The organism is Actinomadura sp., from assembly GCF_044508335.1.
Lineage (GTDB): Bacteria > Actinomycetota > Actinomycetes > Streptosporangiales > Streptosporangiaceae > Spirillospora.
In genome coordinates this window covers 71,132-83,919 of sequence record NZ_JBIQHY010000019.1, presented here as the reverse complement: position 1 = coordinate 83,919, position 12,788 = coordinate 71,132, and the positions used below count along the sequence as shown (strand labels likewise).

General features: G+C 74.3%; 11 protein-coding genes. 4 read left to right on the top strand and 7 right to left on the bottom strand.

Translation table 11 applies throughout. The annotated features are described in order from the left end of the window. Nucleotides 1-20: 20 nt before the first annotated feature. From ACIWVC_RS10365 to ACIWVC_RS10350, 4 genes are all read right to left on the bottom strand, one after another. Complete coding sequence (locus ACIWVC_RS10365; RefSeq protein WP_396454055.1) at nt 21-1,145, bottom strand: IS110 family transposase; 1,125 nt, start codon at nt 1,143-1,145, stop codon at nt 21-23. A 279-nt stretch (nt 1,146-1,424) separates the two neighbouring features. Beyond that, on the bottom strand, nt 1,425-2,612 hold the full coding sequence (locus tag ACIWVC_RS10360; protein ID WP_396446876.1) for a thiolase C-terminal domain-containing protein: 1,188 nt from the start codon (nt 2,610-2,612) through the stop codon (nt 1,425-1,427). Between the two features lie 100 nt (nt 2,613-2,712). Then, a complete protein-coding gene (locus ACIWVC_RS10355) occupies nt 2,713-3,771 on the bottom strand; it encodes a threonine aldolase family protein (RefSeq protein WP_396446877.1) in 1,059 nt (352 codons plus the stop codon). A 47-nt stretch (nt 3,772-3,818) separates the two neighbouring features. Then, complete coding sequence (locus ACIWVC_RS10350) at nt 3,819-4,385, bottom strand: hypothetical protein (protein ID WP_396446878.1); 567 nt, start codon at nt 4,383-4,385, stop codon at nt 3,819-3,821. Nucleotides 4,386-4,941: 556 nt separating this feature from the next. Between ACIWVC_RS10350 and ACIWVC_RS10345 the strand changes: the two genes are divergently transcribed. Further along, on the top strand, nt 4,942-6,354 hold the full coding sequence (locus ACIWVC_RS10345; RefSeq protein WP_396446879.1) for a GAF domain-containing protein: 1,413 nt from the start codon (nt 4,942-4,944) through the stop codon (nt 6,352-6,354). A gap of 382 nt (nt 6,355-6,736) precedes the next feature. Here the strand turns inward: ACIWVC_RS10345 and ACIWVC_RS10340 are convergent, their stop codons facing one another. Continuing rightward, nucleotides 6,737-7,453, bottom strand: a complete 717-nt coding sequence (locus ACIWVC_RS10340; RefSeq protein WP_396454053.1) for a histidine phosphatase family protein — start codon at nt 7,451-7,453, stop codon at nt 6,737-6,739. Between the two features lie 74 nt (nt 7,454-7,527). Here ACIWVC_RS10340 and ACIWVC_RS10335 point away from each other — a divergent pair, with 74 nt between their 5' ends. Next, a complete protein-coding gene (locus tag ACIWVC_RS10335; RefSeq protein WP_396454052.1) occupies nt 7,528-7,893 on the top strand; it encodes a hypothetical protein in 366 nt (121 codons plus the stop codon). A gap of 109 nt (nt 7,894-8,002) precedes the next feature. Further along, nucleotides 8,003-8,410, top strand: a complete 408-nt coding sequence (locus tag ACIWVC_RS10330; RefSeq protein ID WP_396454057.1) for a hypothetical protein — start codon at nt 8,003-8,005, stop codon at nt 8,408-8,410. A 38-nt stretch (nt 8,411-8,448) separates the two neighbouring features. On the opposite strand, the gene ACIWVC_RS10325 is transcribed toward ACIWVC_RS10330, so the two are convergent. After that, entirely contained in the window at nt 8,449-9,033 is a 585-nt protein-coding gene (locus ACIWVC_RS10325) for an NERD domain-containing protein (RefSeq protein ID WP_396446882.1), read from the bottom strand. Between the two features lie 469 nt (nt 9,034-9,502). Here ACIWVC_RS10325 and hrpB point away from each other — a divergent pair, with 469 nt between their 5' ends. Next, nucleotides 9,503-12,010: an ATP-dependent helicase HrpB gene (gene hrpB / locus ACIWVC_RS10320; protein ID WP_396454050.1), complete on the top strand. Its 2,508-nt coding sequence runs from the start codon at nt 9,503-9,505 to the stop codon at nt 12,008-12,010. Here hrpB and ACIWVC_RS10315 read toward each other — a convergent pair. Next, nucleotides 11,997-12,746: a TetR/AcrR family transcriptional regulator gene (locus ACIWVC_RS10315; protein ID WP_396446884.1), complete on the bottom strand. Its 750-nt coding sequence runs from the start codon at nt 12,744-12,746 to the stop codon at nt 11,997-11,999. The genes hrpB and ACIWVC_RS10315 overlap by 14 nt on opposite strands. Nucleotides 12,747-12,788: the final 42 nt, after the last annotated feature.

The window sequence follows — 12,788 nt, the reverse complement described above, 5'->3', positions numbered from 1 at the left end:
ACGGGATGCTTCTATGGTTGTCAAGCGGTGGCGGGTGGAGCGTTGTGTGTTGTGTTTGTGCTGGTGAGGGCTTTGAAGAGTTCGCGGGCGAGGTAGCGTTTGAGGCAGCGGATGATCTCTTTTTTGGACTTGCCCTGGGTGGTGCGGCGGGCGACGTAGGCGCGGGTCCGGGGGCATGAGGCCATGCGGGACAGCGCAATGGTGTGCAGGGCGCGGTTGGCCTGGCGGTCGCCGCCGCGCGACAGCCGCCACCGGGTGGTCTTGCCGCTGGAGGCGGGAACGGGTGCGGCGCCGCACAGCGCGGCGAAGGCGGCCGGGCCGGTGAGCCGGTCGGGGTTGTCGCCGCAGGTGATCAGGAGCTGCGCGGCGGTCTCCACGCCGACGCCGTGGACGCTCAGCAGGTCGGGGCGTGCACGGGTGACCAGCTCGGCCAGGTGGGCGTCCAGATCGGTGATCTCGGCGGTGAGTGCCTGGTGGCGGCGGGCCAGGCTGCGCAAAGCGATCTTGGTGCCCCGCAACGGGCCGGCGGACGGGCCGGCGGACGGGCCGGCGGACGGGCCGGCGGACGGGCCGGCGGACGGGCGCAGCCGGGCGCAGGCGGTCACCAACGGCCCGGTGGGCAAGCCGGTCATCGCCTCACGCAGTTCGGCCGGGGCGGTGACCAGCAGGCCGCGTAGCTGGTTGATGCAGGCGGTGCGGGCCTTGACCGCGCCGGCGCGGGCCAGATGCACCGCCCGGATCGACTCCACGATGCCGTCCATGGCCTTGGGCACCGTGCGGGCCCGCCCGGCCAGCACGGCGTCGGCGGCGGCGTAGGCGTCCAGCGGGTCGGACTTGCCCGCCATGCGGCGCTGCCGGCGGTCGGGCCGGTTCACATCGATCACCCCGACGCCCCGGCCGCGCAGGTAACGCGACAGGCCCGCACCATAGGAACCGGTGCCCTCGACACCGACCGCGTGCACCCGGCCGAGCGAGCACATCCACGCCAGCAGATCGGCATACCCCTGCCGGGTGACCGGGAACTGCGCATCGGCGATGCGTCCACCGTTCATCAACTCCACCGCCGCATGATGGGTGCCGGCATGAGTGTCGACACCGCCCACGACCCGCCGCCTCCCGCTCGTCTTCCCGCTGCCTCGTGCCATCCTGGAACCGCCACCTTCGTCACTAGAGCGTCGAGTGGCACGCACCGGGCCGGTGGACGGACAGACCAGTGACGAGACCGCTGGTCAGGCTTCTATCAAGTCACGAACACCGGCCCGGGGCGCACCCCGCAGACACCACCGGCAGGCCGACAGATCCCGTCAAAGACACTCAACAACAAGGTCGCGGTTCCAAAGAGCCAGCCCCACCGGCAGCGTCTACATCCCTAGTCTCACTGGGTTCCAGGGGGTCGCCCCCCTGGGCTAACACCTCCCCCTGGGCTAGCAGGGCTTGTACACCGCCACAGCGCAGGCGCTGCCCAGGCCGATGTTGTGCTGCAGTGCGACGCGGGCGCCTTCCACCTGGCGCTTGCCGGCCTGGCCGCGGAGCTGCCAGGTCAGTTCGGCGCATTGGGCGAGGCCGGTGGCGCCGAGCGGGTGGCCCTTGGAGATGAGGCCGCCGGACGGGTTGACGACCCATTTGCCGCCGTAGGTGGTGGCCTGGTCGTCGATGAGTTTGTGGCCTTCTCCGATCTCGGCCATGCCGAGGGCTTCGTAGGTGATGAGCTCGTTGGCGCTGAAGCAGTCGTGGAGTTCGATGACGTCGACGTCGTCGATGGTGACCTGGGCCTCGTCCATCGCCTTCTTCGCGGCCTGCTGGGAGACGCCGAAGCCGACGACCTGGATGGAGGAGTTGTCCTCGAAGCTCTGCGGCGTGTCGGTGGCGATGTGGTGGCCGGCGATCTCGATGGCCTGGCTCCACAGGTCGTGCTCGTCGACGAACCGCTCGCTGGCGACGATCGCGGCGCCGGCCCCGTCGGAGGTGGGGGAGCACTGCAGTTTGGTCAGCGGGTCGAAGATCATCGTGGCGTTCTTGACGTCGTCGAGGCTGTATTCGGTCTGGAACTGGGCGTAGGGGTTGTTGACCGAGTGCTTGTGGTTCTTCCAGCCGATCCAGGCGTAGTGGTCGGGGGTGGAGCCGTACTTCTCCATGTGCTCGCGTCCGGCGTTGCCGAACATCTGCGGCATGGGCGCCTTGTCGAGCTCCCATTCGCGGCCGGCGGTCATGGAGCGCAGGTGGTGGTCGATGATGGTGACCTTGGACTCGCCCATGCCGGCGCCGAGGGAGCCCTTCTTCATCTTCTCCATGCCGAGGGCGAGGGCGCAGTCGGCGAGGCCGCCGCGGACGGCTTGGCGGGCGAGGAACAGCGCGCTGGAGCCGGTGGCGCACGCGTTCATGACGGTCATGACCGGGATGCCGGTCATGCCGGTCTCGTAGAGGGCGCGCTGGCCCATCGACCCGTACATGGAGCCGGCGTAGGCCATCTCGACCTTGTCGTAGCCGATGCCGGCGTCCTTGAGGGCGTTGCCGACGGCCTCCTTGGCCATGTCGGGGTATTCCCAGTCGCGGGAGCCGGGCTTCTCGAACTTGGTCATGCCCACGCCGACGACGAAGGTGCGGTTGGCCATCGGGCTCGCCTCCTGTAACCGAATGCTGTTCGGTCACACGATAACCCGCCGCGAACCGGGCGAGCGGGAACGCTCCCGATGATCGGGATGGAACCGCCGGTCAGCCGGGCATCTCGGCGGCGAGCGCGGCGGCGAAGGCGTCCACGTCCTCCTCGGTCGTGTCGAACGAGCAGACCCAGCGGACCTCGCCGGTCGACTCGTCCCACGTGTAGAAGGGGAACCGCTTGCGGAGCCGGTCGGCCACGTCCTTCGGGATGAGGGCGAAGACGGTGTTCGCCTGCACGTCCTGGGTGATCCGCACGCCGGGGACGGCGCGGGCGGCGGCCTCCAGGCGGGCGGCCATGGCGTTGGCGTGGGAGGCGTTGCGCAGCCACAGGTCGCCGTCCAGGAGGGCGACGAGCTGCGCGGACACGTACCGCATCTTGGACGCCAGCTGCATGCTCGACTTGCGCAGGTAGCTCACCCCGCGGACCGCGTCCGGGTTCAGGACGACGATCGCCTCGCCGAGCAGCAGCCCGTTCTTGGTGCCGCCGAACGACAGGACGTCCACGCCCGCGTCGGTGGTGAGGGCGCGCAGCGGGGCGCCGAGGGATGCGGCGGCGTTGGCGATGCGGGCGCCGTCCATGTGCACGGTCAGCCCGCGCTCGTGCGCCGCCGCCGCGACCGCCGCGGTCTCCTCGGGCGTGTAGACGGTGCCCAGCTCGGTGCTCTGGGTGATCGACACGACGGCCGGCTGCCGCCGCTGGATGTTGCCGAACCCCGTCGCGTACGCGGCGACGAGGCCGGGCGTCAGCTTCCCGGCGGGGGCCGGGACGGTGATCAGCTTGAGTCCGGCGATCTTCTCGGCGGCGCCGCACTCGTCGGTGTTGATGTGCGCCGATTCCGGGCACACGACCGCGCTCCACCGCTCCGACATCGCCTGCAGCGACACCACGTTCGCGCCCGTCCCGTTGAACACCGGGAACACCTCGGCGCGGTCGCCGAAGTGCCGCCGGACCACGTCGCGGAGGCGGCCGGTCACGGCGTCGTCGCCGTAGGCGGGCTGGTGCCCGTCGTTGACCTCGGCGATGGCGGCGAGAATTTCCGGGTGGACGCTCGCCTGGTTGTCGCTGGCGAATCCGCGCGCGGCGGCGGGGCGGTTTTGGGGCGGTTGAGTCATGCGTCCATTCTCGGGGACGCCGGCCGCCCTTTTTCCGGGGCCCTTTCTCAAGCGGGGCGGTCGGTGATGTTCTGCACCGGGGCGGGCGAGGCGTCGGCCGGCGGGGGCTCGGCGGCGCGCAGCGCCATCCGGGCGCGCATGGCGTCGAGGTCGTCGCCGAACCGCGCCACGGTGGACTGCAGGTCGCGCCACAGCCCGGTCCGCTGCTCCAGCTGGGCGACCTTGGTGCGCAGGTCGCCTAGGCGGCGCTCGGCGGCCTCCAGCCGGGTGCGGTTGCCGGCGGTGTCGCGGCCGGTGCGGATCAGGCTGGTCGCGACGGCGGCCAGGTCGCGCTCGGTGTCGTCCATCCGCTCGTCGATGCGCGGCAGCAGCCGGTCGTTGAGCTGCCCGACGAGGGAGTCGAGCTCGGTGCGGATCGTGCGCAGCTCGGCGTCCTGCTCCCGGACGGCCTGCTCCAGGGTCGCCACGCGTTCGAGGTAGGCGGGCAGCAGCCGCCCCAGCTCCGCGGACCGCTCCAGATCTCGCCCCACCTTGACGAGGGCGCCGACGCCCACGCGCAGATGGCGCTCCGCCTCGGCGGCGGCGCGGCGGACGAGACCCGGGATCACGGTCATGGCGCTCCCTCCAGGGGCCGGTTCGGGTGGATTCTCCTTAAACTGTAGGCGAACCGGCCGTGAAGATTTTGTGAAGTCAGATGTTTATTTGGACGACCGCGCAGGTTTTCGGGCGGTCGGCGGGCGTCGCTTCCGGGCGGCCGGCGGCGGGCTGCACGTGCACAGTCCCCGGGTCACGATGAGCCAGGCGCGTTCGGCGGTGTAGTCGGCCTGGCTGAGCGCCGGGCGGACACGGTGGCAGGTCAGGCAGAGCATGCGGTGTTCATCCTCCCCGTGAGGCCGGGAGCCCCCCGCGCGCCCGCTGGGTCCGGCCCGCCGCCCCGCGCGCATTCCCCCCGGACGCGCGACGGGACGGCGGGACCCACAGGATGGCCCTTCGTCCCCCGGCCGCCGCCACGGTATGCGCCTGCACGTTGCATGCACGTTGCGATCAGGCGATCACGGAGCGTGTCCTGATCCGGCCGTGCGGGATCCGTGGAATCGGTTGCGCGGAACCCGCCGGTGGACCGATCCTCAGACGGGCCGAGGTTCTCTCCGGGGGAAAGGACTGAGGGGGATGCACGATCCGGTGACCGTCCGTCCGCTCATCTCCGCGTCCTGGCGGCGTTCCCGGGAGGCCGGCGTCGACGCCGCCGTCGAGGCGGCGCCGCTGGCGTTCGAGCGCGACTCGCTCGCCGACGCCCGCGGCGCGCATCCGCTCCGCCCGCATCTGCCGATGCTGGAGGCGCTGCTGCGCGGGGTCGCCGACGAGACCGAGCACCTGATGGTGATCACCGACGCGGCCGGGCGCGTGCTGTGGACGCAGGGCCCGCCCGCCGCCCGCCGCGCCGCCGACGCGATCGGGCTCGCCGAGGGGTTCCGCTGGTCGGAGGACGCCATCGGCACCAACGGGATCGGCACCGCGCTCGCCACCGGGCGGCCCGAGTACGTCTACGCCGCCGAGCACGTCGCGCACATCCTGCACCGCTGGTCGTGCGCCGGCGCGCCGATCATCGACCCCGACTCGGCGCGGGTCATCGGCTGCATCGACGTCAGCGCGACCGTGCCGGCGCTGCATCCGGCGATGGTCGCGCTGGTCGCCGCCGCCGCGCGGCTGGCCGAGTCGCGGCTGGAGAACGAGATGAGGGCGCGCGACGAGCGGACGCGCGAGCGGCTGCTGCCGCACCTGCGCGGGCTCGGCGAGGCGGGCGTGCTGGTCACCGCCACCGGCCGGATCCTCGCGGCGGGCGCGCCCGGACTGCGGGGCCGCCGGGTGCCCGCCCCCGAGCCCGGCGCGGCGGTCGCGCTGCCGGACGGCCGCGTCGCCGTCGCCGAGCCGCTCGGCGAGGCGTTCCTGCTGCGGCCGACCGGACGGGTGGTGGCGAACGCGCCGGCCCACCCGGCGTCCGAGCCGCTGCTGACGCTGTCGCTGCTCGGCGACGGGACGCCGCACGCGCTGCTGGACGGGCGGCGGTTCGACCTGACGCTGCGGCACGCCGAGATCCTCGCGCTGCTCGCGCTGCACCCGCACGGGCTGAGCGGCGACCGGCTCTCGCTGTACCTGTACGGCGACGACGGCAGCTCCGCGACCGTCCGCCCCGAGATCCACCGGCTGCGCCAGCAGCTCGGCGGCATCGTCCGCGCCCGCCCCTACCGGCTCGGCTGCGCGGTCGAGGCCGACTTCCTCACCGTCCGGCGCCTGCTGGACGAGGGCGACGTCGGCGCCGCGGTGCGGCTGTACGGGGGAGAGCTGCTGCCCCGCTCCGACGCGCCCGCCATCCGCGCCGAACGCGACGAACTGGCGGTGCGGGTGCGGCGCCAGGCCCTGGACCGGGGCGGCGCCGACGCGCTGTGGGCCTACGCGCAGACCGAGCCGGGCCGCACCGACCTGGAGGCCCTGGAACGTCTCCGCGCCGTCCTCCCGGTGGGCGACCCGCGCCACGTCGCCGTCGCCTCCCGCAGCGAGCGCCTCCTCAACGGCGGACCATGACCGCACCGCCTGCCTGACCGGGTTCACCCGAGCCGACCGGCCTCTTCAACGGCGGACCGCAGGTGTGCTGTCCTGTGGGTTCGTGCTGCCCGATGGTGACCGTCTCCTGGCCGGGGGCCCTCGAGCCGACCGGCCTCGGCGACGGTGAATCGCAGGTGCCGCCCTGCGGGTTCGGGGCTGTCTGATGGTGTTCGTCTTCTCAGCGGCGGACCGTGGACGCGCTGTCCCGCGGGTGGAGGCACCCGGTGGTGACCGCCTAGTCAACGGCCAACCCAGCCGTGCCGCCCTGCGAGGTCGGGGCCTCGGTGGCGACCGGCCTCGGCGACGCTGGATCGTTGGCGTGCCGCTCCGCGTGGTGGGCCGCCGACAGGGAGGGGGCGGGTCAGGGGGTCGGGGCGCCGATGCCGCTCAGGTGGCTGGCGTCGTTGTAGCAGACGGCCTGGAGCTCGGAGCCGTCGCCGCGCCAGCGGGTGAGGGAGGCGTTGGCGATCGGCTGCCGCTCGATCTCCATGATGTCCTTCTCGGTGAGGTCCTCCACCAGGTACCGGGTCATCACGATGATCGCGTCGTGGGTGACGACGAGAACGCGGCCGCCGGGTGCGTCGGCCTCCAGGTCGCGGTAGAAGCTGCGCAGCCGCAGCGCCAGGTCGGCCCATGACTCGCCGCCGGGCGGGCGGTAGTAGAACTTGCCGAGCTGCTTCAGCCGGGCCGCCTCCTCGGGGAAGCGGCGCTCGACGCCGCGCGCGGTGAGGCCCTGCAGGGCGCCCTGCTCGCGGTCGCGGAGCCGCTCGTCCACCCGCAGGGTGAGGTCGCCGGCGTAGGGGGTCTGCGCGAGAGCGATCTTCGCGGTGTCGAGGGCGCGCAGGTAGGGCGAGGCGACGACGTGCGTGGGACGCTCGGCGGCGGGGAGCGCGGCGAGCCGGCGGCCGAGCGTCGCGGCCTGGGCGCGGCCGGTGTCCGTCAGGGGGATGTCGGCGTCCCGTTCGGTAATGCCGGCCTCCTCGGCGTCGGTGCCGTGCACCGCCTGGTAGGCCAGGTTGCCGGTGCTCTCGCCGTGCCGGGTCAGGTTCAGCCACTGAAGCGATCTCACGCCCGCCATGCTGCCACGCTGGCGCGCCGCGGCGGCCCGGTGCGGTGCCGCTGTGCACTACAGGCGGTAGTACTCTCGGTGCCGTGACGGACGTCCTGGGCACCGTGATCATCGTGGTGGCGCTGCTGACCGCCGCCTACGCGCTGGCGGCGACGCTGCGCAACCGGGCGATGGACCTCGGGCACCTGATCGCGCTGGGCGTCCTGGAGGCGCTGCTGATCGCGCAGGTCGTCGTGGGGTTCGTCAAGCTGTCCGGCGGGGAGGGCCCCGACGGGTCCGCGACCTTCGTCGGCTACCTGCTCGGGTCGCTGCTCGTCCCCGCCGCGGGCGCGGGCTGGGGGCTGCTGGAGCGCACCCGGTGGGGCTCCGGCGTGATCGTGATCGCGGGGGTGGCCGTCGCCGTCATGGTCGTCCGGATGAACCAGTTGTGGAGCGGCACCGGTGTCTGAGCCCGAACACGTCCGGCCCGAGGCCCGCGCGGACGGCGGCGCCCGCGCCGACGCCGGCGTCCGCGCGGGCGGCGGGACCCGCCCCAGCACCGCGACGGGTCCGGGACGGCTGCTGGTCGCCGTCTACGCGGTCTTCGCGCTCGCGGCCGGCGCGCGAGCGGCGGTGCAGATCGCCGTCAAGTACTCCGAGGCGCCGCTCGCCTACGTCCTGTCGGCGCTGGCGGCGGCCGTCTACGTCCTCGCGACGGTCGCGCTGGCCCGCGGCGGCCGGACGTCGTTCCGGGTCGCCGTCGCCGCCTGCTCGATCGAGCTGGCCGGGGTGCTGGTGGTGGGGACGCTCAGCGTCGCCGACCCGGCGGCGTTCCCCGACGAGACCGTCTGGTCCATGTACGGGCGCGGCTACGGCTTCGTCCCGCTGGTGCTGCCGGTCGTGGGACTGCTGTGGCTGCGCCGCACCGCCCGCGCGGCCGGCGGGACCCTCGCGGGCGGTGGGCGCCCTGTGGGCGGCGGCGAGTGAGCCCTCCGGCCACAGGTGTCTCATCACATTCCCCCTGGTCAGGCCGCGGCCGACAGTGAGCGGCCGCCGATGGGCAGGGCGTGCACGGCCGCCCGGGTGACGGCCTCGACCTCGTCCGGCGACAGGTCGGCGGTCGGGTTGCGGCTCATCCAGCGGATGAGCTTCAGCGGCGGCGCGAACACGATGCCGTCCGCGCTGAACGGGGTGCGGACGAGCCTGCCGCCGTGCACGGCCAGCACCGGCGTCACCTGAACCGGCACCTCGGCGACGCGGGAGATCTCCAGGGCCGCCGCCTCGGCGCGGCCCGTCAGCTCCGCGACCAGCTTGGACTGGGTGCGGCCGTCGATGAACAGCCTGCCGCCGTGGTGGGAGATCTCGGCGTCCGGGTGCCACGCCTCGTTGTGGATCAGCCACACCCCGCCCGGCCCGATCAGCAGCTCGTCGGCGGTGCCGTGCCCGGGGACGGTCCGCGCGTGCAGCACCCGGTGGCCGCGCCGCTCCAGCGTCCAGTGCAGCATCCGGTCCGTGCGCTCGGCGCCGCGCAGCCCGAGCCGCCACACCCGCGACGCGTGGTAGACGCGCCAATGGACGAACACGTCGGCGGCCGCCACCAAAAGGCCCATCACGATTCCGAAAACCGCGTTGACGAGCAGTCCGCACAGTATGAGCGTCGCCGTCGCCAGAAATGCGCGGGTCCGCAATCTCCCTTTTCGGCCACGCTGCCACAGCTCCTCGTACACCGCCTGCGGCGAACCGCCCGTGAACGCGGCCCGATCTCTGAGGTAGATGGAGCTGCCGAACATGCCGAACCTCCCAGCACCTGCGGTGACGCCTTCATTATGGGGACGGTCAAGGCATTGCCGCTACAGTTCGCGGGGTGACTAATATCAAACTCCCAAGTGACTCCGCGGGCTTGAAATCATTGCTCACCTGCTCTTTCATGGTGGGTTGGCGGCGGCGGTTCCGGGAAGAATCCGGAACATCCCCCGGGTGAATGGATGAAAGGCTCGATGCAACTTCCATCGCAACCATCGGAGCCTTTTTCGGTGCAATGTATTTCGCCGCCGGCGCGGGGCGCGGCAGACTGGGGCGATGCACCTCAGCGCCGCCGAGAACCTGCCCGTCCGCCGTGCCGTGCCCGCGCTGCGCGCGGCGCTGGCCGACGCGGGCGCGGCGGTGCTGGCGGCGCCGCCCGGCACCGGCAAGACCACCCTCGTCCCGCTCGCCCTCGCCGGCCTCGCCCTCGGCGGCCCGCCCGCCGCCGGGAAGGTCCTCGTCCTGGAACCCCGCCGGCTCGCCGCCCGCGCCGCCGCCCGGCGGATGGCGTGGCTGCTCGGCGAACGCGTCGGCGGGCGGATCGGCGTCACCGTCCGGGGGGAGAACCGCCCCGGCACCGGCGTGGACGTCGTCACCACCGGCGTCGTCCTGCAGCGCCTGCAGTCCGATCCCGAACTGGCCGGCGTCGGCACCGTGATCCTCGACGAGTGCCACGAGCGGCACCTGGACGCCGACACCGCGCTGGCGTTCCTGCTCGACGTCCGTGCGGCGCTCCGCCCCGATCTGCGCCTGGTCGCCGCGTCCGCGACCGCCGACACCGGCCCGTGGGCGCGCCTGCTCGGCGACGCGCCGGTGGTGGAGACCGAGGCCGCGCTGCACCCGGTCGAGACGGTCTGGGCGCCGCCGGCCCGCCCGGTCCCGCCGCCGCACGGCCTGCGCGTCGACCCCGCCTTCCTGGCGCACGTCGCCGCGACCGTCCGCCGCGCGGTGGCCGAACGCGACGGCGACGTCCTGTGCTTCCTGCCGGGCGCCGGCGAGATCGCCCGCGTCGCCGGGCTGCTCGGCGGGCTGCCCGCCGACGTCCTGCAGATCCACGGCCGGGTGCCGCGCGCCGTGCAGGACGAGGTGCTCGCGCCCGCGTCCCGCCGCCGCGTCGTCCTCGCCACGTCGGTCGCCGAGTCGAGCCTGACCGTGCCCGGCGTCCGCGCGGTCGTCGACTCCGGGCTCGCCCGCGAGCCCCGTACCGACCACGCCCGCGGCCTGGGGTCGCTCACGACGGTCCGCGCGTCCCGGGCGACCGCCGAGCAGCGCGCCGGCCGCGCCGGACGCGAGGCGCCCGGCACCGTGTACCGGTGCTGGACGCAGGCCGAGCACGACCGCCTGCCCGCCCGCCCCCGCCCGGAGATCGAGCTGGCCGACCTCACCGGCTTCGCCCTGCAGGCGGCCTGCTGGGGCGACCCCGCCGCGGACGGCCTCGCGCTCCTCGACCCGCCGCCGCGCGCCGCGATGGACGCCGCCCGCGCCGTGCTGCGCGCCCTCGGCGCCGTCGAGGACGGCCGCGTCACCGACCGGGGCCGCCGCCTCGCCGGCGTGGGGCTGCACCCCCGGCTGGCCCGCGCCCTGCTCGACGGCGCCCCCGAGGTGGGCGCCCGCGCCGCCGCCGAGATCGTCGCCCTGCTGTCCGAGCCGCCGCCCCGCTCGGCGGGCGACGACCTGACCGCCGCCTGGCGCGCCCTCCGCGCCGGCGGGCGCCCCGCCGACGCCCACGCCGCCCGCTGGCGCGACGAGGCCGCCCGCCTCCGCCGGGCCGTCCCCCCGTCGCTGGCCGGCGACGGGCGGCGGCCTGGGGGCGGGCGAGGGGACGACCACGTGGCCGGGACCGTGGTGGCGCTGGCGTTCCCGGAGCGGGTGGCGCGGCGGCGGGGGAGCGGGTACCTGATGGCGTCCGGGACGGGCGCCGTGCTCGCGGACGGGTCGGCGCTGGCCGGGGCGCGTCCCGAGTGGCTCGTCGTCGCGGAGGCCGACCGGCCGGCCGGGTCGGCGTCGGCGCGGGTGCGGCGGGCGGTGGCGATCGACGAGGACGCGGCGCGGGCCGCGGCGGCGCCGCTGCTGGAGACGTCCGAGGAGGTCGCCTGGCGGGACGGGGACGTGGCGGCGCGGCGCGTCGAGCGGCTCGGCGCGATCGAGCTGGCCGCCCGGCCGCTGCGCGACCCCGCCCCGGAGGCGGTGCGGGCCGCGCTGCTGGACGGCGTGCGCGCCGAAGGGCTGGGGCTGTTCACCTGGACGCCCGGCGCCGTGGCGCTGCGCCGCAGGCTGGCGTTCCTGCACGCGGCGCTCGGCGAGCCGTGGCCGGACGTCGGCGACGCGGCGCTGCTGGAGCGGGCCCCGGAGTGGCTGGCGGGCGCGCGGCGGCGGGCCGACCTGGCGCGGATCGACATGGCGGGGACGCTGCGCGGCCTGCTCGCGTGGGACCAGGCCAAGCTGCTTGAGGAGTACGCGCCCGAGCGCGTGGAGGTGCCGTCGGGTTCGCGGGTCCGCGTCGACTACTCCGGGGAGCGGCCCGTCCTGGCGGTGAAGCTGCAGGAGCTGTTCGGCTGGGACGCCGCGCCCTCGCTGGCGGGCGGGCGGGTGCCGCTGGTGGTGCACCTGCTGTCGCCGGCGGGGCGTCCCGCCGCGGTCACCGCCGACCTCGCCTTGTTCTGGCGGGAGGGGTACCGGGCGGTGCGGGCCGAGCTGCGCGGCCGCTACCCGAAGCACCCGTGGCCCGAGGACCCCGCGGGCGCCGTCCCGACGAAGCGCACCAAGCGGGCTAGCGGGAGCTGATCAGGACCTCGATGCCGTCCAGGATGCGGGCGAGGCCGAACTCGAACGCGCGGCCGGGCGCGACGGCGGCGTCGTACTCCTGCCCGGCCGCCTTGCCGACCCGGGACCCGAGCGGGTAGTCGGCCTCGTCCATCAGCGGGGCGAGCACGGGCGCCACCGTCTCCCACCACTGCGCGTCGGTCATGCCGCTGCGCCGCTCGGCCTCGGCGGCGTTGACCGAGACGCGGGCCGCGCTCTCGGCGAAGCCGGTGACCAGCGCGACCACCGAGTCCATCTCCAGGTCGGTGAGGCCGAGGCCGTCCACGGCGCGCAGCTCGAACTCGTACTTGCCGACCGAGTTCGGGCCGAGCGGCGGGCGGACCGTCGTGATCCGCAGCAGCCACGGGTGCCGGTGGTACAGGGCCCAGTCGTCGCGGGCGATGTGCTCCAGCCGCGCGCGCCACGTGTCCGCGTCGGGCGGGGTCAGCTCGCCGAACGCGCGGTCGACCATGAGGTCGATCAGCTCGGCCTTGCCGGGGACGTAGGTGTAGATCGACATGGGCGAGACGCCGAGCTCGTCGGCGATGCGGCGCATGGACAGGGCGTCCAGGCCCTCGGCGTCGGCCAGCGCGATCGCGGCCCGGACGATCTCCTCGGCGGTCAGCCGCGGCTTGGGGCCCCTCCTGGGCCGCTCCCGCACGCCCCACAGCAGCTCCAGGGTGCGCCTCGGGTCGCCGCCCCCGCTGTACTCGGTCACGCCCCGATCCTCTCAGGGATGAAACTCTGTACGGCGTACGTT